The organism is Bradyrhizobium sp. LB14.3 (assembly GCF_040547985.1).
In the GTDB taxonomy this organism is placed as follows: Bacteria; Pseudomonadota; Alphaproteobacteria; order Rhizobiales; family Xanthobacteraceae; genus Bradyrhizobium.
The window spans coordinates 215,122-234,336 of the sequence record NZ_JBEPQT010000001.1; the positions used below are offsets into that span (position 1 = coordinate 215,122).

Annotated in this window: 19 protein-coding genes; 15 read left to right on the forward strand and 4 right to left on the reverse strand. The window is 63.3% G+C overall.

Annotated elements, in window-relative coordinates:
* Nucleotide 1: 1 nt before the first annotated feature.
* From ABIB00_RS01020 to ABIB00_RS01040, 5 genes are all read left to right on the forward strand, one after another.
* On the forward strand, nucleotides 2-1,018 hold the full coding sequence (locus tag ABIB00_RS01020) for a branched-chain amino acid ABC transporter permease (protein WP_247343930.1): 1,017 nt from the start codon (nucleotides 2-4) through the stop codon (nucleotides 1,016-1,018).
* 31 nt (nucleotides 1,019-1,049) lie between these two features.
* Entirely contained in the window at nucleotides 1,050-2,285 is a 1,236-nt protein-coding gene (locus ABIB00_RS01025) for an ABC transporter substrate-binding protein (protein ID WP_354103075.1), read from the forward strand.
* A gap of 121 nt (nucleotides 2,286-2,406) precedes the next feature.
* Nucleotides 2,407-3,633, forward strand: a complete 1,227-nt coding sequence (locus ABIB00_RS01030) for an ABC transporter substrate-binding protein (RefSeq protein WP_354103076.1) — start codon at nucleotides 2,407-2,409, stop codon at nucleotides 3,631-3,633.
* 240 nt (nucleotides 3,634-3,873) lie between these two features.
* Complete coding sequence (locus tag ABIB00_RS01035; RefSeq protein ID WP_247343937.1) at nucleotides 3,874-5,103, forward strand: ABC transporter substrate-binding protein; 1,230 nt, start codon at nucleotides 3,874-3,876, stop codon at nucleotides 5,101-5,103.
* Nucleotides 5,104-5,289: 186 nt separating this feature from the next.
* On the forward strand, nucleotides 5,290-6,573 hold the full coding sequence (locus tag ABIB00_RS01040; protein WP_354103077.1) for a glycerate kinase type-2 family protein: 1,284 nt from the start codon (nucleotides 5,290-5,292) through the stop codon (nucleotides 6,571-6,573).
* Between the two features lie 140 nt (nucleotides 6,574-6,713).
* On the opposite strand, the gene ABIB00_RS01045 is transcribed toward ABIB00_RS01040, so the two are convergent.
* Nucleotides 6,714-7,247: a MarR family winged helix-turn-helix transcriptional regulator gene (locus tag ABIB00_RS01045; RefSeq protein ID WP_354103078.1), complete on the reverse strand. Its 534-nt coding sequence runs from the start codon at nucleotides 7,245-7,247 to the stop codon at nucleotides 6,714-6,716.
* A gap of 177 nt (nucleotides 7,248-7,424) precedes the next feature.
* Here ABIB00_RS01045 and ABIB00_RS01050 point away from each other — a divergent pair, with 177 nt between their 5' ends.
* Genes ABIB00_RS01050 through ABIB00_RS01060 form a run of 3 tightly spaced genes read left to right on the forward strand, consistent with a single transcriptional unit; the run spans nucleotide 7,425 to nucleotide 10,970 of the window.
* Nucleotides 7,425-8,465 carry a branched-chain amino acid ABC transporter permease gene (locus tag ABIB00_RS01050; RefSeq protein WP_354103079.1) on the forward strand — a complete coding sequence of 347 codons (1,041 nt, stop codon included), beginning with the start codon at nucleotides 7,425-7,427 and terminating at the stop codon, nucleotides 8,463-8,465.
* A gap of 7 nt (nucleotides 8,466-8,472) precedes the next feature.
* Complete coding sequence (locus tag ABIB00_RS01055) at nucleotides 8,473-10,242, forward strand: branched-chain amino acid ABC transporter ATP-binding protein/permease (protein WP_354103080.1); 1,770 nt, start codon at nucleotides 8,473-8,475, stop codon at nucleotides 10,240-10,242.
* The gene (locus tag ABIB00_RS01060) at nucleotides 10,239-10,970 is read left to right on the forward strand and encodes an ABC transporter ATP-binding protein (protein ID WP_247343952.1); all 732 of its coding nucleotides are present in this window, start codon (nucleotides 10,239-10,241) and stop codon (nucleotides 10,968-10,970) included. The genes ABIB00_RS01055 and ABIB00_RS01060 overlap by 4 nt, the downstream gene beginning before the upstream one ends.
* 191 nt (nucleotides 10,971-11,161) lie before the next feature.
* On the opposite strand, the gene ABIB00_RS01065 is transcribed toward ABIB00_RS01060, so the two are convergent.
* Nucleotides 11,162-11,782, reverse strand: coding sequence for a pyridoxamine 5'-phosphate oxidase family protein (locus tag ABIB00_RS01065; protein ID WP_354103081.1), 621 nt, complete (start codon nucleotides 11,780-11,782; stop codon nucleotides 11,162-11,164).
* A gap of 120 nt (nucleotides 11,783-11,902) precedes the next feature.
* On the opposite strand from ABIB00_RS01065, the gene ABIB00_RS01070 reads away from it, so the two are divergent.
* Nucleotides 11,903-12,787: a LysR family transcriptional regulator gene (locus tag ABIB00_RS01070; RefSeq protein WP_354103082.1), complete on the forward strand. Its 885-nt coding sequence runs from the start codon at nucleotides 11,903-11,905 to the stop codon at nucleotides 12,785-12,787.
* A 123-nt stretch (nucleotides 12,788-12,910) separates the two neighbouring features.
* On the opposite strand, the gene ABIB00_RS01075 is transcribed toward ABIB00_RS01070, so the two are convergent.
* A complete protein-coding gene (locus ABIB00_RS01075) occupies nucleotides 12,911-13,330 on the reverse strand; it encodes a PaaI family thioesterase (protein WP_354103083.1) in 420 nt (139 codons plus the stop codon).
* A 234-nt stretch (nucleotides 13,331-13,564) separates the two neighbouring features.
* Nucleotides 13,565-14,734, reverse strand: coding sequence for a 4-hydroxybenzoate 3-monooxygenase (pobA, locus tag ABIB00_RS01080; protein ID WP_354044610.1), 1,170 nt, complete (start codon nucleotides 14,732-14,734; stop codon nucleotides 13,565-13,567).
* Nucleotides 14,735-14,949: 215 nt separating this feature from the next.
* Here pobA and ABIB00_RS01085 point away from each other — a divergent pair, with 215 nt between their 5' ends.
* The 6 genes from ABIB00_RS01085 to ABIB00_RS01110 all read left to right on the forward strand — a co-directional run bounded on the left by ABIB00_RS01085 (nucleotide 14,950) and on the right by ABIB00_RS01110 (nucleotide 19,113).
* The gene (locus ABIB00_RS01085) at nucleotides 14,950-15,966 is read left to right on the forward strand and encodes a TRAP transporter substrate-binding protein (protein ID WP_247343965.1); all 1,017 of its coding nucleotides are present in this window, start codon (nucleotides 14,950-14,952) and stop codon (nucleotides 15,964-15,966) included.
* A 205-nt stretch (nucleotides 15,967-16,171) separates the two neighbouring features.
* Nucleotides 16,172-16,681, forward strand: a complete 510-nt coding sequence (locus tag ABIB00_RS01090) for a TRAP transporter small permease (RefSeq protein ID WP_007599673.1) — start codon at nucleotides 16,172-16,174, stop codon at nucleotides 16,679-16,681.
* A gap of 2 nt (nucleotides 16,682-16,683) precedes the next feature.
* Nucleotides 16,684-18,003 carry a TRAP transporter large permease gene (locus ABIB00_RS01095; protein WP_247343970.1) on the forward strand — a complete coding sequence of 440 codons (1,320 nt, stop codon included), beginning with the start codon at nucleotides 16,684-16,686 and terminating at the stop codon, nucleotides 18,001-18,003.
* Between the two features lie 11 nt (nucleotides 18,004-18,014).
* Complete coding sequence (locus ABIB00_RS01100) at nucleotides 18,015-18,476, forward strand: DUF3237 domain-containing protein (RefSeq protein ID WP_354103400.1); 462 nt, start codon at nucleotides 18,015-18,017, stop codon at nucleotides 18,474-18,476.
* A 44-nt stretch (nucleotides 18,477-18,520) separates the two neighbouring features.
* Nucleotides 18,521-18,709, forward strand: a complete 189-nt coding sequence (locus ABIB00_RS01105) for a type II toxin-antitoxin system HicA family toxin (RefSeq protein WP_247441729.1) — start codon at nucleotides 18,521-18,523, stop codon at nucleotides 18,707-18,709.
* A gap of 5 nt (nucleotides 18,710-18,714) precedes the next feature.
* Nucleotides 18,715-19,113 carry a type II toxin-antitoxin system HicB family antitoxin gene (locus ABIB00_RS01110; protein WP_247343978.1) on the forward strand — a complete coding sequence of 133 codons (399 nt, stop codon included), beginning with the start codon at nucleotides 18,715-18,717 and terminating at the stop codon, nucleotides 19,111-19,113.
* The last annotated feature ends 102 nt before the right edge of the window (nucleotides 19,114-19,215 follow it).

Genomic DNA, 19,215 nt, shown 5'->3' on the forward strand with positions numbered 1-19,215 from the left:
TATGAGCGCTGCAGAAGATGTCGTAACGGAAGCCCCGGCGATCGATGCGGTTCCGAAGCGGGCGATGACGCTGGGCACGGGCACCTCCCTGTTGGTGCTGGCGGTGCTGTTGATCGTGCCGGTGTTCGTCAAGAACTTCATCATCTTCCAGATGACGATGCTCCTGATCTACGGGCTGGCGGTGCTGGCCTTGAACATCCTGACGGGCGGCTCCGGCCAGTTCTCGCTCGGCCAGAGCGCCTTCTACGCCGTGGGCGCTTATACGTCGGCGGTGCTGATGGAGTACTTCAACGTCAACTATGCGCTGACAATTCCGATTTCCGCCGCGGTCTGCTTCGGATTCGGCTACCTGTTCGGCAAGCCGGCGCTGCGGCTGTCGGGCGTCTATCTCGCGCTCGCGACCTTTGCGCTTGCCACCGCGATGCCGCAGCTGCTGAAGCTGAACTTCCTCGAGCACTGGACCGGCGGCGTGCAGGGCCTCGTCGTCACCAAGCCGGACGCGCCGTTCGGGCTGCCGATGTCGCAGGACATGTGGCTATACTACTTCTCACTCGCCGTCGTGCTCGCGATCTACATCTTCTCGGTGAACCTGCTGCGCTCCCGCTCGGGCCGCGCCTTCATGGCGATCCGCGACAACGAGATCGCGGCCTCCTCGATGGGCGTCAACGTCGCGCTCTACAAGACGCTGGCCTTCGGCGTGTCCGCCGGCATCACCGGCGTTGCCGGCTCGCTTGGCGCCATCGCCGTGCAGTTCGTCGCGCCCGACAGCTACACCATCACGCTGGCGATCTCGCTGTTCCTCGGCATGGTCGTCGGCGGCGTCGGCTGGCTGCCCGGCTCGTTCGTCGGCGCAGCCTTCATCATCTTCGTGCCGAACATGGCGGAGGGCATCTCCAAAGGCCTGTCCGGCGCGGTATTCGGCGTACTGTTGTTCCTCGTCATCTACCTGGTGCCGCACGGCGCAAGGCAGATCGCGATTCTGGGCCAGCAACTCGTCGGCCGGCTCAGAAAGAACTGAAAACCCGTTAATTTAACCAAGGAGACCCGAATTGCTTTTTGAAAGAACACTGCGAACCGCTGCGCTGGTCACGGCAACGGCGGTCATTACTCTCACCTCCGGCGCAGCACTCGCGCAGAAGAAATACGACACCGGCGCGTCCGATACCGAGATCAAGATCGGCAACATCATGCCGTACAGCGGCCCGGCGTCGGCCTATGGCATCATCGGCAAGACCGAAGAAGCCTATTTCAAGATGATCAACGACAAGGGCGGCATCAACGGCCGCAAGATCACCTTCGTCACCTATGACGACGGCTATTCGCCGCCCAAGGCCGTCGAGCAGGTCCGCAAGCTGGTCGAGAGCGACGAGGTGCTGGCCGTGTTCAACCCGCTCGGCACGCCCTCGAACAGCGCGATCCAGAAGTACCTCAACGCCAAGAAGATCCCGCAGCTGTTCGTCGCCACCGGCGCCACCAAGTGGAACGACGCGAAAAACTTCCCCTGGACCATGGGCTGGCAGCCCTCCTACCAGAGCGAAGCGCAGATCTACGCGAAATGGCTGTTGAAGGAAAAGCCGGACGCCAAGATCGCGATCCTTTACCAGAATGACGATTTCGGCAAAGACTACCTCAAGGGCACCAAGGACGGCCTGGGCGCCAAGGGCGCGTCCATGATCATCATGGAAGAGAGCTACGAGGTGTCCGAGCCGTCGATCGACGGTCACATCGTCAAGATCAAGGCTGCCAATCCCGACGTGCTGTTGATCTACACGACGCCGAAATTCGCTGCCCAAACCATCAAGAAGACAGCCGAGCTGAGCTGGAAGCCGCTGCAGATCCTCACCAACGTGTCGATCTCGGTCGGCAGCGTGATGAAGCCGGCCGGCTTCGAGGCTGCGCAGAACGTGCTCTCGGCCGCCTACGCCAAGGACTCGACGGACCCGCAGTGGGCGAACGACCCCGGCATGAAGAAGTGGAACGAGTTCGTCGACAAGTACATGCCGGGTGCCGACAAATCCGACACCAGCATGGTCTATGGCTACGGCGCGGCGTCGACGCTGGCCAAGGTCCTAGAAATGTGCGGCGACGATTTGACCCGGGCCAACATGATGAAGCAGGCGGCCTCATTGAAGGATTTTGCTCCGGACACGCTGCTGCCCGGCGTCAAGATCAACACCAGCGCCACCGACTTCGCCCCGATCGCGCAGCTCCAGATGCAGCGCTTCAAAGGCGAGAAGTGGGAACTCTTCGGCGAGATCATCAGCGGCGACGTCGCCACGGAGTGATACTCTGACGCAATAATCCAACGCCTCGAGAAGCCCCCGCGAGCAATCGCGGGGGCTTTTTGTTGACGTCGAGCGTCAATCTTGTTCAATGCGGCGCCGATCCAGCCGGGGTGGGAGAGAAATGACTGCTGTTCGATTTCAGGTTGCGGCCCTGTTGGCCGCATTCATATTGTGCACTGCGATGAGCGGCCCTGCACTGGCGCAGAAAAAATACGACAGCGGCGCTTCCGATACCGAGATCAAGATCGGCAACATCATGCCCTATAGCGGCCCGGCCTCCGCCTACGCGGCGATCGGCAAGGCCGAGGAAGCCTATTTCAACAAGATCAATGCCGAGGGCGGCATCGGCGGCCGCAAGATCAAGTTCATCTCCTATGACGACGGCTATTCGCCGCCGAAGACGGTGGAGCAGGCGCGCAAGCTGGTCGAGAGCGACGGGGTGCTGCTGATCTTCGGCTCGCTCGGCACCTCCACCAACGGCGCCATCCGCAAATACATGAACGAGAAGAAGGTGCCGCAATTGTTCGTGGCGAGCGGCGCTTCGAAGTGGAACGATCCCAGGCAGTATCCCTGGACCATGGGTTGGCAGCCGAGCTATGCGAGCGAGGCGCACATCTACGCCAAGTACATTATGAAGGAGAAGCCGGACGGCAAGATCGGCGTGCTCTACCAGAACGACGATTTCGGCAAGGACTATCTGAAGGGGCTGAAGGACGGCCTTGGGCCCAAGGCCTCGATGATCGTGCTGGAGGAAGGCTACGACACGTCCGAACCGGCCATCGACGAGCACGTCGTGAAATTGAAGGCCGCCGGCGCCGACATCCTCATCAGCATCACCACGCCGAAATTTGCCGCCCAGGCGATCAAGAAGGCGGCCGAGATCAACTGGCACCCGGTCCACATCATCTCCAACGTCTCGGCCTCGGTCGGCGGCGTGCTCGAGCCGGCGGGGCTCGAGATTTCGCAAGGCATCCTGTCGGCGAGCTACACCAAGGACGGCTCCGACCCGCAATGGAACGCCGATGACGGCATGAAGAAGTTCTATAACTTCCTCGCGCAATACGCTCCCACGGCCAACAAGCTCGATGCCGGCGTGGTGTTCGGCTATGCCGCCGCGCAGACCATGGTGAAGGTGCTGCAGATGTGCGGCGATGACCTTACCCGCGAAAACGTCATGAAGCAGGCCGCCAGCCTGAAGGATTTCGAGCCCGATACGCTCTTGCCCGGCATCAAGATCAACACCGCGCCGGACAATTTCGCCCCGATCGAGCAGCTCCAGATGATGCGATTCAAAGGCAAGAAATGGGAGCTGTTCGGCGACATCATCTCGAGCGATCCTGGCCATTGAGGCCGATCAACTCAAAATCGCGCTACTCAAATTAAACAATCAGCGGCGGTGGCGATTTTTTCGCAGCGCACACGATCCCGCGGCCGCCTTTGACTACTAAAGAAGCAGCCCCTGCGACGCCGTCGTAGGGGCTTTCTGTTGAAGGCATCAGGTAAATCGTATTGAATTGCGGCCGCGTCACCAAAAACAAGCAACGCAAGAAAAGGAACGCACACACACCAAGAAAATAGGGAGATAGGAATGCCCGCTGTCACCGGCAAACTTGCGGCCGCGTCACTGGCGCTTGCGCTCATTGCGGCCTCGGCCTCCACTGCATCGGCCCAGAAGAAATACGATACCGGCGCGACCGATACCGAGATCAAGGTCGGCAACATCATGCCCTACAGCGGACCGGCCTCCGCCTACGGCATCATCGGGCGGACCGAAGCCGCCTATTTCAAGAAGATCAACGACGAAGGCGGCATCAACGGCCGCAAGATCAACTTCATCTCTTACGACGACGCCTATTCGCCGCCGAAGACGGTGGAGCAGGCGCGCAAGCTGGTCGAGAGCGACGAGGTGCTGCTCATCTTCAACTCGCTCGGCACACCGCCGAACTCGGCGATCCACAAATACATGAACTCGAAGAAGGTGCCACAGCTCTTCGTCGCGACCGGCGCCACCAAGTGGAACGATCCGCAGAACTTCCCGTGGACGATGGGCTGGCAGCCCAACTACCAGAGCGAGACGCAGATCTACGCGAAGTGGCTGCTCAAAAACAAGCCCGACGCCAAGATCGCCGTGCTGTTCCAGAACGACGATTACGGCAAGGACTATCTCAAGGGCCTGAAGGACGGCCTCGGCGCCAAGGCCGCCTCGATGATCGTCATCGAAGAGAGCTATGAGACTTCGGAGCCGAGCATCGACAACCACATCGTCAAGCTGAAATCGACCGGCGCCGACGTCTTCATGAACATCACGACGCCGAAATTCGCAGCCCAGGCGATCAAGAAGAACGCCGAGATCGGCTGGAAGCCGCTGCACTTCCTCAACAACGTCTCTGCCTCCGTCGGCAGCGTGATGAAGCCTGCCGGCTTCGAGAACGGCCAGGACATTATCTCGGCCGATTATCTGAAGGACGTGTCGGATCCCGAATGGGCCAACGATCCCGGCATGAAGGACTTTCTTGCGTTCATGACCAAATACTTCCCCGACGGCGACAAGCTCGATAAGGGCACCATCGTCGGCTATGCCGTGGCACAGACGCTGGTCCACGTCTTGAAGCAGTGCGGTGATAATCTCACGCGCGAGAACATCATGAAGCAGGCCGCTGGCATGAAGAACTTCCGCACGGAGGCGCTGCTGCCGGGAATCCAGATCAACACGTCCCCGACCGACTTTGCGCCGATCAGCCAGCTCCGGCTCGAGAAGTTCAAGGGCGACAAGTGGGAGCTGTTCGGCGACGTGATCAGCGCCGACGTCGGCGGCTAGCCCCGACACGACAACAAGCCCCCTGCGAGCTCTCGCAGGGGGTTTTTGCTTGCGCGCCGATTATGATCACGCGATTGCACAATCGAATGACGACAAAGCCCGCTTACGCTTTCGCGCCTGATGCGGTAGGCAGGTGGAACGGCGCGTTTGCCGCCAGTCTTTCCTGTCCGCTCAAGGCCTTTCGTCATGACCGACCGACGCCCGCTGCTCCGCGCGCTCTACGACGCCGCCGTTGCCGCCGCCCATCCCAACACGGTGCTGGCGCCTCACTTGCGGCCTGCACCGAGGGGACGCGTGATCTGCCTCGCCGCCGGCAAGGGCGCGGCCGCGATGGCCGCGGCGGCAGAGCGGCATTATCTCGACACGCTCGGGCTCGCACCGGAGCGCCTCGTCGGCATCGCCACCACGCGCCACGGCTACGGCGTGCCGACCCGCCGCATCCGCGTGGTCGAGGCCGGCCATCCCGTGCCTGACGAGGCCGGCCTGAAGGGCGCGGCCGATACCCTCGCGCTCGCAGGCGAGGCCGGACCCGATGACCTTCTCCTGGTGCTGCTCACCGGCGGCGGCTCGGCGAACTGGATCGCGCCTGTCGACGGCATCAGCTTCGCGCAGAAGCAGGCCGTCAACAAGGCGCTGCTCCGCTCGGGCGCGCCGATCGGCGAGATGAATATCGTGCGCAAGCACCTGTCACGGATCAAGGGCGGGCGGCTGGCGCGCGCCGGCAAAAATGCCGCCGAGATCATTACGCTCGCGATCTCCGACGTTCCGCATGACGACCCCTCCGCGATCGCCTCGGGCCCCACCGTGCCCGATTCGACCACGCTCGCCGATGCACGCGCGATCGTGACCAAGTACAAACTCGACATCGACGATGCCGTCCGCCGCGCGCTGGACGCCCCCGCCAACGAGAGCTGCAAACCGGGTGACGCCGCCTTCGCACGCGCGCATTTCAAATTGATCGCACGTCCGAAGCAATCGCTCGATGCCGCGGTGAAACTCGCGCACGAGGCCGGTTACGAGACCATCGATCTCGGCGCCGATCTGGAAGGCGAGGCCCGCGAGGTTGCCGCCGATCACGCCAGGCTGGCGCTTCAGGCCCGCGCGCAAGGCAAGCGCGTCGCGATCCTCTCCGGCGGCGAGCTCACGGTCACCGTGCGCGGCCAGGGGCGCGGCGGCCCGAACCAGGAATACGCGCTGGCGCTCGCCGACCTGTTGAAGGACACGCCAAACATCTCCGCGCTCGCCGGCGACACCGACGGCGCCGATGGCGGTGCCGGCAATTCCACCGATCCCGCCGGCGCGCTGATCGACGCGGCGACGTTCGCGAAGATGAAGGCGCAGGGGCTGCAGCCGCAGGCGTATCTCGCCAGCAACGACGCGACGACGTTCTTCGAGGCGACGGGCGACCTGCTGCTGCCGGGGCCGACGCTGACCAATGTGAACGACATAAGGGTGATTCTGGTCGACTGAGGCGCCTGCCCCAATCACGGCGTCATTCCCCGCGAAGGCAGGAAATCCAGTACGCCGCGACTTCTCCATCACCCACTACTGCCTCTGGAATACTGGATCGCCCGCCTTCGCGGGCGATGACAGCTGAGCCGACCGCCCCCTCAAAACTCGTTGGCGATCTTCGAGAGCATCCCGAGCAGCGCTTCGCGGTTGGAGGGGCCGAGCAGCTCGTTCAGCCGGGCCTCGTGCTTGGTGGCGACGAGCTTCTTGGCGCGGGCCAGCACCGCCTTGCCCTTGTCGGTCAGCACCAGGATGTGCGAGCGGCGGTCGTTGGTGGAGCGGATCCGCGCGCAAAGGTCGCGGCTCTCGAGGTTGTCGAGCATGGCGACGAAATTCGGGCGCAGGATGCCGAGGGTGGAGGCGATCTCGGTCTGGTTACGGCCCGGATTTTTTTCGACCAGCAGCAGAACGGAGAACTGCGCGGGCGTGAGCTGAAGCGAGGCCATGCAGCGCAGGAAGTTCTCGAATACCTTGAGCTGCGCCCGCTTCAGCACATAGCCGAGCTGCTCCGAGAGCTCGCCGAGCTGGAGGGCTTCGCCGGGCCCCTGACCTTGCACCTCGGCCGCGTCCTTGCGGCCCTTGGCCGTATCGGCAGGCTTTTCAGAGGACTTTTCAGAGGTTTTCGAAACGGTCATCGCCTCATGCTCGTAATCCCGCTAAGTTCGGGAGGGTCGCCCGCCACCCTTGAAGTTATATTTGATAATTGTTATGGATCATATCAAATATCGTCAGCGTTTTTCAATGGCTGTGAGCGGACCGTCCACGACTATCAGGGGGACCGGTCCTTAATCTTTGAGGGGGAGCGTCCGGTCTTGAATACCACCATCATGCTGTTCCTGCTGCAGGACGGCATCACCAATGGCGCAATCTATGCGCTGCTCGGCCTCGCGCTGGTGCTGGTGTTCGCCGTCACCCGCGTGATCCTCATCCCACAAGGCGAATTCGTCACCTATGGTGCGCTGACTTATGCCTCGCTGGCTGCGGGCCAGATGCCGGGTACGGCGAAACTCGCGCTCGCCCTGGGCATCGGCGCCTTCGCGTTCGACCTGTTCGCCGCGCGCAAGGCGCTGCACGGACGCCTGGTCCTGCGCAGCGCCCTCACCAACATCGTGCTGCCGGCCATCGTGCTGGCGCTGACTGTCTACTACGCCGCTCAGAAGCCTCCGGTTGCGGTCTGCATCGCGCTGTCGCTGGTGATCGTGGCGATGATCGGCCTGTTTCTCTACCGCATCGCATTCCAACCGCTGGCGCACACCTCGGTGCTGGTGCTGCTGATCGCCTCGGTGGGCGTCCACCTGGCGCTTCAGGGTTTGGGCCTTTTGTTCTTCGGCGCCGAAGGCCAGCGCGGACCTGCCGTGCTGTCCGGATCTTTCACCACCGGCGCGCTGCGCTTCACGGGCCAGAGCATCACGGTCTACGGCATCACTATCGCCTTCATCGTCGGGCTGTGGCTGTTCTTCGGGCTGACACTTTACGGCAAGGCGCTGCGCGCGACCGCCGTGAACCGGCTCGGTGCCCGGCTCGTCGGCATCCGCACCACGCTGTCCGGGCAGATCGCCTTCCTGCTGGCGTCCGTCATCGGCGCACTGTCGGGCATCATGATCGTGCCGATCACGACGCTCTATTACGACTCGGGCTTCCTGATCGGCCTGAAGGGCTTTGTCGCCGCCATCATCGGCGGGCTTGTCAGCTATCCCCTCACCGCGGTCGCGGCGCTGGTCGTCGGCATCGTCGAGGCGTTCTCGTCCTTCTATGCCTCCAACTACAAGGAGGTGATCGTTTTCATGCTCTTGATTCCCGTGCTGCTGCTGCGCTCGCTCGCTGCGCCTGCGGTCGAGGAAGAGAAGGACTGACGCCAAGATGCAGAGCCGGCTCCCCATCCTCATCTTCGCGCTTCTCATGGCGGCGATCCCGTTCGTTCCGGGCATGCCCCCGTTCTGGATCGTGCTGCTGGACAATGTCGGCCTCACCGCCCTGGTCGCGATGGGCCTCGTGCTGCTGACCGGCGTCGGCGGCCTGACCTCGTTTGGACAAGCGGCCTTCGTCGGCTTCGGCGCCTACACCACCGCGGTGCTGTCGACGACCTACGGCATGTCGCCCTGGCTGACGCTGCCGCTGTCGCTGCTGGTCAGCGGCTTACTGGCGGTGCTGCTCGGCCTCGTCACAGTCCGTCTCTCCGGCCACTATCTGCCGCTCGGCACGCTCGCCTGGGGACTCGGCTTGTTCTATCTCTTCAGCAAGCTGGAATTTTTAGGAAGGAACGACGGCATCTCGGCGATCCCGCCGCTGTCGATCGGCTCGTTCAAGATGCTCTCGCCCGGCTCGATCTATTACGCGATCTGGGTGGCCGTGATCGTCTCGGCGCTGCTCACGATGAACCTGCTGGACTCCCGCACCGGCCGCGCCATCCGCGCGCTCCGGCGCGGCCATGTCGCGGCCGAAGCATTCGGCGTGCACACGCCGCGGGCCAAGATGCTGGTGTTCATCCATGCGGCCGTGCTCGCCGGCCTCTCCGGCTGGCTCTACGCTCATCTTCAGCGCGCGGTGAATCCCACGCCGTTCGGCGCGCAGGCCGGCATCGAATATCTCTTCATTGCCGTGGTCGGTGGCGCCGGTTATGTCTGGGGCGGCGTCCTCGGCGCGGCGCTCGTCGTGGTCCTGAAAGAAGTGCTCCAGAGCTACCTGCCGCTGATCCTGCCGGGCTCCGGCCAGGTCGAAACCATCGTGTTCGGCATTATGCTGGTGGCGCTGCTCCAGCTCGCACCCGGCGGCGTCTGGCCCTGGCTGATGTCGTTCCTGCCCGAGCGCACCCGTGGCAAAAAGCCGGACACCTCCCTGAAACTGGCGCAGCGCGCCCGTTCGCCCGGCCAATCCGGCGTCTTGCTCCAGGTCGAGAAGGCGCGGAAGCAATTCGGCGGCGTGGTCGCGGTAAATAGCGTCTCCTTCGACGTCCAGGCCCGCGAGATCGTTGCGCTGATCGGCCCGAACGGCGCCGGCAAGAGCACGACTTTCAACCTGATCACCGGCGTGCTGTCCGCCACCTCGGGCTCGATCTCCGTGCTCGGCAACAAGGTCGACAAGGCGCCGCCTCAGGAGATCGTCAAGCTCGGCATCTCCCGCACCTTCCAACACGTCAAGCTGGTGCCTGACATGACCGTGCTGGAGAACGTCGCGATCGGCGCGCATCTGCGCGGCCATTCCGGGCCGATCTCCTCGATGCTGCGGCTGGACCGTGCCGACGAGGCCAAGCTGCTCGCGGAAGCCGCCCGCCAGATCGAGCGCGTCGGACTTGGCGAGCAGATGCATCAGCTCGCAGGCGCGCTTTCGCTGGGACAGCAACGGATCGTCGAGATCGCCCGTGCGCTGTGCGTCGATCCGATGCTGCTGCTGCTCGACGAGCCGGCCGCCGGCCTGCGCCACATGGAGAAGCAGCGGCTCGCGACGCTGCTAAGGGAGCTGCGCGACGGCGGCATGAGCGTGCTGCTTGTCGAGCACGACATGGGCTTCGTCATGAACCTCGCCGACCGCATCGTGGTGCTCGATTTCGGCACCAAGATCGCGGAAGGAACGCCGGCCACGATCAAGACCAATCCCGAAGTGATCAAGGCCTATCTCGGAGTGGCGGCATGAGTGCGCTGTTGTCCGTCACCGACGCCCATGTGTCCTATGGCAAGGTCGAGGCGGTGCGTTCGGTCTCGCTCGAGGTCGGCCAAAACCAGATCGTCACCATCGTCGGCGCCAACGGCGCCGGCAAGACCACGCTGCTCTCGGCCATCATGGGCGTTTTTCCGCTGAAGGGCCGCGTCGCCTTTGCCGGCCAGGACCTCTCCCGGCTCGACATCGAGGACCGCGTCGCGATGGGGCTCGGTCTCGTTCCCGAGCACCGCGAACTGTTCGTGACCATGAATGTCGAGGACAATCTCGAACTCGGCGCCTTCAGGATCGAGAGAAGCAAGGCGAAAGCCTCGATGGAGCGGGTCTACACGCTGTTTCCGCGGCTGAAAGAGCGACGCAAGCAGTTCGCCGGCACGCTCTCCGGCGGCGAGCAGCAGATGCTCGCGATGGGCCGCGCGCTGATGGGCGAGCCCAAGCTCTTGATGCTGGACGAGCCGAGCCTCGGCCTCGCTCCGATCATCGTCGCCGACATCTTCCGCATCGTCACCGAACTGCGTGCCGCCGGCGTCTCCGTGCTGCTGGTCGAGCAGAACGCGCAGGCCGCATTGAAGATCGCGGACCAGGCCTACGTGATGGAGCTCGGCGAGTTCGTGCTCAGCGGCAAGGCCAGCGACATCGCCGCGAACGAGCGGGTGGCGGCGAGCTATCTCGGCTTCCAGCACGAAGGCGCGAGCGTGATCTGATTTCGCGGCCCTACTTCCCTTCTCCCCTTGTGGTAGAAGGTGGCGCGAAGCGCCGGATGTGGGATTCTCTCCGCGAATTACAACGCGGGACCGTTGCATGCGGAGAGAGACCCCTCACCCGTCTCGCCGCTTTGCGGCGAGCCACCCTCTCCCACAAGGCCCACAAGGGAGAGGATAAGAAGCACCATTTTTCAGCTCACCTTCTCCCCCTTCAGGGCTGCCAACTCCGCCTCCAACTCCGCGATCCTTGCATCCCTTGCCGCCAGCGCAGCCGCAACATCGCCGGCGTCGAACTTCTGCGGGATGTGCTGCGGGCAGTTCGTGTCCCACGCTTCGATCTTGAACAGGATCACCTGCTCCGGCCGCGCGCGATAGCCTTTCGGCATCAGGGACTGCGTCAGCGCGGCGTCGTCCTCGACCACGCGCGCCTCACCCCAGATCTTCACCCGGCGGCGATGGGCGTAGTCCATCACAAAGATGTAGGCCCTGGGATTTTCGGACAGGTTTCCCTGCGTGATGTACTGCCGATTGCCGGCGTAGTCGGCGAACGCGAGCGTCTGCTTGTCCAGCACCTTCAAAAAGCCCTTCGGGCCGCCGCGGTGCTGAATGTAGGGCTGGCCATCGGCCGAGGCAGTGGCGAAATAAAAGCTGTTGGCATCAGCGATGAACGCCGCGAGGTTCTCGTCGACCTCGGTGCGCCAGCCGCGCTGCTCGGCATGAGCATAGCCTTCGCGCGATCCTTTTCGGATCTGGATCGATTTCACCGCCGGCGTGAATGCCACGTCGCTGGCGTAGGTGTGAGTTGCCGTCATCGGAACATCTCCTGAAATCCCGGCGCATCTCTGCGTCTTCGGGACCTAAAATGGACCTTCCGGCTGCCAAAACAATCTGTCCGCTTGACACTTCATCGTTGCAATATATGCAATAATGAAATGGACCGCCTTGAAGCCATGGTTGTCTTTGTCACCGTCGCCGATTTGCGCGGCTTTGCGCCGGCGGCACGAAAACTGCGGCTGTCGCCCTCGGCGGTGACGCGGCTGATCGCGGCGCTGGAGGAGCATCTCGGCGCGCGGCTGTTGCAGCGGACCACCCGGCAGGTGGGGCTGACCGACGTGGGCACGCGTTATCTGGAGCGCGCGCGTCGCATCCTCGCCGACGTCGAGGAGGCCGACGGCTCGGCGCGGGAGGAGCGCAACCGGCCGAGTGGACGTCTGGTGGTGTCGGCTCCGGTCGGCTTCGGCCGTCTCCATGTCGGGTCTGTCATGACCGCCTACCTCAAGCGTTATCCCGAGGTCACCTGCGAATTGCGGCTGTCGGACAACCTCGTCAATCTCGTGGAAGATGCCGTCGACGTCGCGGTGCGGATCGGCCATCTCGCCGACTCCTCACTGGTCGCGCGCCAGGTCGGCGAGATGCGGCGGATCGTGGTGGCGACGCCGGGTTACCTGAAGCGCCATGGCGAGCCGAAGACGCCGGAGGCACTGCTCACGCACCAGACCATCGCGTTCGGTCCATCCGCCAGCTGGCGCTTCGTACTGGACGGCCGCGACATCGAGGTGACGCCGGAACCGCGCTTCGCCAGCAACAGCGCCGACGCCGCCCTGCAATATGCGGAGGCCGGCGGTGGCGTGACGCGGGTGCTGGCTTATCAGGCCGCCGAGGGCTTGCGTCGCGGGCGGCTAAAGATCGTGCTTGCGAAATACGAGCAGCCGGCGCTGCCGATCCACATCGTCTACCCGACCTCGCGCCTGCTCTCAGCCAAGGTGCGCGCATTCGTCGATCTCGTGGTGGAGACGGCGGAGTGGAGATTTGGGTGATTTTCGTGCCCCGGACGCGCTGCAACGCATAGCGTTGCTGCGCAGAGCCGGGGCCCAGAAGGCTATGGGTCCCGGCTCTGCGGAGCGGCACTTCGCGCCGCACCGCGTCCGGGACAAGGGAATTCACCCCTTCTTCGGCACGACGCGAAAGGTGCCGCTGGCGCGCGCGATCACGGCGTCGTCGGCCTTCGCGAGGCACTGCGCGAAACAGATCGTGCTGCCGGTCTTGATCGCCTCACCCTCGACCGCGAGCCATTGACCGATTTCGCCGGCACCGACGTAGTCGACCGACAGCGAGATGGTGACGAGCGACGTTGTCCAGCCCGTCACTTGCGCGCAGCTGTAACCCATGGCGGCATCGGCCAGCGCCGCAATCAATCCGCCATGGATCAGCCCGCGCGCGTTGGTATGCGGTGTCGCCAGCCGCAATCCCATGGTGACGCCCTTATCGGTCTTTCTGGAATAAAGCGGCTCCCACGGGTCGGTGAGGGGCGCTTTTCGGAAATGCGGCTCGAAGCCGGCGGGAATGTCGGTGCTGGTCATATCTGGCTCGCGTCGTTGGCTGCCGCCATTGAACGCGATGTGGATGCCAGTTTCACCGCCTACAAAGTTTTAAACGGAATTTGCGCGAGTGTTTGAAACGAGCGGCACTGTCGCCCCACAACCACTGTCATCACCCGCGAAAGCGGGTGACCCAGTATTCCAGAGGCGGTGACGTGATACGGACGGGCCGCGGCGTACTGGATGCCCCGCCTTCGCGGGGCATGACAGCTATTTTCAAAACGGCAGCCCCACGTAATTCTCCGACAGCGAGGTCATCGCGGCCTGCGACTGCGTGACGTAGTCGAGCTCGGCGAGCTGGATGCGAGCGCCGATGGTGCCGGTGTCGGGGAATTTGTGCAGCATCGAGGTCATCCACCAGGAGAACCGCACGGCCTTCCAGACTCGCGCCAGCGCCTTGGCGGAATAGGCGTCGATCCCGGCGCTGGATTTCTCGTCGTAGAATTCGCGAAGCGCGCTCGACAGATAATGGGCGTCGCTGGCCGCGAGGTTCAGTCCCTTGGCCCCGGTCGGCGGCACGATATGGGCGGCGTCACCGCACAGGAACATCCTGCCGAAGCGCATCGGCTCGGCCACGAAGCTGCGCAAGGGCGCAATGCTCTTCTCGATCGAGGGTCCTGTGACCAGGCTGTCCGCAGCCTCCTGGTCGAGCCGGCTCTTGAGCTCGTCCCAGAAGCGGTGGTCGGGCCATTGGTCGACATGGTCGTCGAGCGCGCATTGCACATAGTAACGGCTGCGTTTGGCCGAACGCATGGTGCACAGCGCAAAGCCGCGGGCGTGGTTCGAATAGATCAGCTCGTGGCTGACCGGCGGGGTATCGGAGAGGATCCCGAGCCAGCCGAATGGATAGATCCGCTCGAACTCCTCGATCGCCGAGGCCGGAACGCTGGCGCGGCTGACGCCGTGAAAGCCGTCGCAGCCGGCGATGAAGTCGCAATCGATGGTGTGGGTGACGCCATCCTTGACGTAGGTCACGCGCGGGCGACCGCCGTCGAAATCATGCGGCTGCACGTCCTTGACCTCGTAGACCGAGGTGAGACCGGCGGCCTTGCGCGCATTCATCAGGTCGAGCGTGACCTCGGTCTGGCCGTAGATCATGACCGTCTTGCCGGTCGCGGCCTTCATGTCGATACGGTGTCGGCGGCCGGAAAAGGCCAGCTCGATCCCTTCATGCAGCAGACCTTCGGCATGCGCCCGCGCGCCGGCGCCGATCTGGTCGAGCAGCGCGACGGTTCCCTCCTCCAGGAGGCCGGCGCGGATGCGGCCGAGCACATAGTCCGGGCTCTGGCGCTCCAGGATGACGTTGTCGATGCCGTAACCGTGCAGAAGTTGCCCAAGCAACAATCCAGCCGGCCCTGCCCCGATGATTGCGACTTTTGTCCGCAATACTTGCTCCTCCCGATCCTGTAGGTTTTCGTCGCGGCTCGCTTGTCGCAGCCGTCCGCGCACGATAATTATATCATATAACGGTTGGGCAAAAGGGGAGTGCGCGGCGGCACGCCGCGCCAGTTCCGGCTTGAATGCGCCGGCTAATTAGATAACATGTTAATTAACGAGACCGGGCCATCGAAGCCCGCAGTCACAAGAGGGAGAGACACGTGATGAGGAAAGCCTGTCTGGCGTTGCTGCTGGCAGCAAGCGTGAGCCCTGCGCTCGCGCAGGACAAGACCTTCGACCTGAAGATCTCGCACTGGGTGCCGGCCTCGCACCCGCTGCAGAAATCGCTGGAGGATTGGGCCGCTGCGGTCGAGAAGGATTCCGGCGGCACCATCAAGGGCAAGGTGTTTCCGGCCCAGCAGATGGGCAAGGCGTTCGACCATTACGATATGGCCCGCGACGGCATCGCCGACGTCACCTACGTCAATCCCGGCTACCAGCCTGGCCGCTTCCCGATCATCGGGGCCGGCGAACTGCCGTTCCTGATTTCGGATGCCAAAGGCGGCTCGATGGGGCTCGACGCCTGGTATCGCAAATACGCCGAGAAGGAGATGAAGGACGTCAAGTACTGTCTCGCTTTCGTCCACTCGCCCTCCTCCTTCCACTCCCGCACCAAGAAGATCGTGATGCCGGAGGACGTGAAGGGCCTGAAGATCCGCCCGGCCCACGCCACCATGGCGAACTTCGTCACCTCGCTCGGCGGCACCAACGTGCAGTCCTCCGCGCCCGAAGTGCGCGACATCATCGAGCGCGGCGTCGCCGACGGCGTCACCTTCCCCTGGGGCTCGCTGGTGCTGTTCGGCATCGACAAGGTAACCAAGTACGACATGGAGGCGCCGCTCTACACCACGACCTTCGTGTTCGTGATGAACAAGGACAAGTACAATGCGATGTCCGACAAGCAGAAGGCCGCGATCGACAAGAATTGCACGATCGAGATGGCAGGCGTGGTCGGCGAGCACTGGGGCAAGTTCGAGGATGCCGGCATCGACAAGGTCAAGGCGGAATCCGGTCACGAGGTCTACAAGCTGACACCCGAGCAGACCGCCGCCTGGAAGAAGGCCGCCGAGCCGCTGGTCAAGACCTGGTCCGACGGCGCGAAGAAAGCCGGCGCCGATCCGGATGCTGCGCTCGCGGATCTGAAGGCATCGCTGAAGAAGTACAACGCGCTGGCGGAGTGAAGCTGGGCTGCGGCTGCGCACTCCCTGTACCTCTCCCGCTTGCGGGGGAGGTCGGCGCGATGCGCCGGGTGGAGGCTCTCTCCACATCGGGATTATCGCCTGCGGAGAGACCCCCACCCCGACCCTCCCCCGCAAGCGGGAGAGGGAGCGCAGCTTGATCGCGGGCGCACCTCGAACTCGTCAAGCTTTTGAACAGGACCACCCCATGAAGCGCAGCTGGATGGATCGCGTTATCGATTCGATCGAATGGATCGCAGCGGCCTTCGTCGGCATCGTCGCGCTCGACATCTTCCTGTCGGTGCTGCTGCGCAACACGCTGAACTATGCGATTCCCGACAGTTTCGACATCGGCCGCATGCTGCTCGGCATCCTCATCTTCTGGGGCATCGCCGCGACCTCCTATCGTGGCACCCACATTACGGTCGATCTGGTCTGGGGCAATGTCGGACCGCGCTACCAGCGCTGGATCGACGTGTTCGCGACCCTGGTGCTGCTGTTCGTCGTCACGGTGCAGACCTGGACGCTGTTCGACAAGGTCCGCGGCACCTACAACGACAACGTCCAGACCTTCGACATGCACATGCCGACCTGGCCATTCTTTGCAATTGCCTGGATCGGCGACGTCTCGGCCGTGCTGCTGATCGCGATCCGCACCTACCGATTGATCTTCCATCCCGAAGAGATGCACGACCCCAAGCTGAAGGCGACGGAGTAATCATGAGCACCGATGCCGTCGCCGTAATAGGCTTCGTTTCCCTATTCGCCCTGATGCTGCTGCGCGTGCCCGTCGGCATGGCCATGGGCCTCGTCGGCGTCTCCGGCTTCACCTATCTCGTCGGCGCCACGCCGGCGCTGAAACTGGTCGGCCAGACCTCGATGCGCACGGTCACCGACTACACTTTCGGCGTCATCCCGATGTTTTTGCTGATGGGCTCCTTCGTCAGCAATTCCGGCATGAGCCGCGAGCTGTTCCGCGCCGCCAACGGCTTTGTCGGGCATCTGCGCGGCGGGCTCGGCATCGCCACCGTCGGCGCCTGCGGCGGCTTTGCCGCGATCTGCGGCTCGTCGGTCGCGACCGCCGCGACCTTCTCCGCCGTCGCCTACCCGGAGATGCGCCGCTTCGGCTATCCGCAGTCCTTTGCCACCGGCGTGATCGCGGCCGGCGGCACGCTGGGCGCGATGCTGCCGCCCTCCACCGTGCTCGCGGTCTATGGCATCATCACCGAGCAGGACATCGGGAAACTCTTCATCGCCGGCATCATCCCCGGCATCCTGGCGATGACCATGTACATGATCACGATCTTTCTGATCGGCTATTTCCGGCCCGACTTTCTGCCCAAGGGCAAGGTGCTGCCGTGGCGCGAGCGCTTTGCCGGCCTGAAGGACATCTGGGCGCCGGTGCTGCTGTTCGTGTTCGTGATCGGCGGCCTCTACGGCCTGCCCTATTTGCCGCGCTTCACCCCGACCGAAGCCGGCGGCGTCGGCGCTGCCGGCGCCTTCATCATCGGCGTGGCGACCGGCCGCCTCGACCGCGAGAAGATTTTGGCGTCGCTGCTCCAGGCCACCCGCACGGCGGCCGCGGTGTTCACCGTGCTGATCGGCGCCTTGATCTTCGGTTATTTCCTCACGGTAACGCAGACCCCGCAGAAGGTGACGGAATTCCTCACCGGCCTCGGCCTCGGCCCCTACGGCGTGCTGGCGCTGATCATGGTGATGTATCTCGTGCTCGGCTGCCTGATGGACGCCATGGCGATGATCATCCTCACCGTGCCGATCATCTTCCCCGTGATCATGCATCTCGGTTTCGACCCGATCTGGTTCGGCGTCATCATCGTGATGACCGTCGAGCTCGGCCTGATCCATCCCCCGGTGGGCATGAACGTCTTTGTCATCAAAAGCGTGGTGAAGGACGTCTCCTTCTCCACCATCTTCAAAGGCGTGATCCCGTTCGTGGCGACAGACCTCGTGCGCCTGGTGATCCTGATCGCGTTCCCGCTGCTGGCGACATGGCTGCCGACGCGGATGATGGCGCATTGAAAGGCAAAGCGATGACCACACCGGCGCTGGAAACCAAATACGTTTTCACCATCACCGCAAAAATCGGCGACGTCGTCACCGCCGGCGAGACCGGCATCGGCGTTCGCCGCATCATCCCGATCCTCGGGGGCGAGGTGACGGGCGCGGTCACCGGCAAGGTGCTGCCGTTCGGTGCGGACTTCCAGACCATCCGCCCGAATGAGCTGATCGATCTCGAAGCGAAGTACGCCTTCGAAACCGACGACGGCGCCATCGTCTATGTCGAGAACAAGGGCATGCGCTTCGGCCCGGTCGAGCTGTTGCAAAAGCTCAAGCGCGGCGAACCGGTCGATCCAAAACTGATCTATTTCCGCACCGTGCCGAAATTCGAGACGGGGCATGAGAGCTACCGCTGGCTGATGGAGCACATTTTTGTGGGCTCAGCAGCGCGGCATGCGGATCGCGTCGTGATCGACGTGCATCAGGTGATGTAAGTCAACGTTGACCACTGCCTGTTTAGTGTGTATAAATACACACCATGAATAGTCGAGACATTATCTCGGCCCTTCACAAGGATGGGTGGGTGCAGGTGGCTCAAAAGGGCAGCCACGTCCAGTTCAGACATCCGTCGAAAAAGGGCCGCGTCACGGTCCCTCATCCGAAGCGAGACATCGCGCTCGGAACGTTGAAGAGTATTGAACAGCAATCAGGACTGAAGCTGAGGTAAGCGCCATGCGTCACTACATTGGTCTTATCCATAAGGATGCCGACAGCGATTTCGGCGTGTCGTTTCCGGACCTGCCCGGCGTCGTGACTGCGGGGACCACGCTCGACGAGGCGCGCGACATGGCCGAGGAAGCGCTGGCGTTTCACCTCGAGGGCATGGCGGAGGACGGAGTGGCTATTCCCGAGCCTTCGTTGCTCGAAGACATCATGTCGGATCCCGAGAACCGCTCCGGTGTCGCCATTCTGGTGTCGGTGAAGGATGACCAGCCAAAGGTCGTGCGCGTCAATGTCACTCTGCCCGGAGATGTCCTGGAGCAGATCGACAAGTATGCCGAGGCCCACGGCTATACGCGATCGGGCCTGCTTGCTCAGGCCGCGAAGAAGCTGATGACTGAAGCGGCCTGAGACTCTTCTGAACATCGCCCCCTATAAGGCGCCCGATTGCCTGGCATTCGTCCGAGCCCGAAGGAGCTTTCACCCAGCCCTTGGGGAGAGCTTCCCGTATTG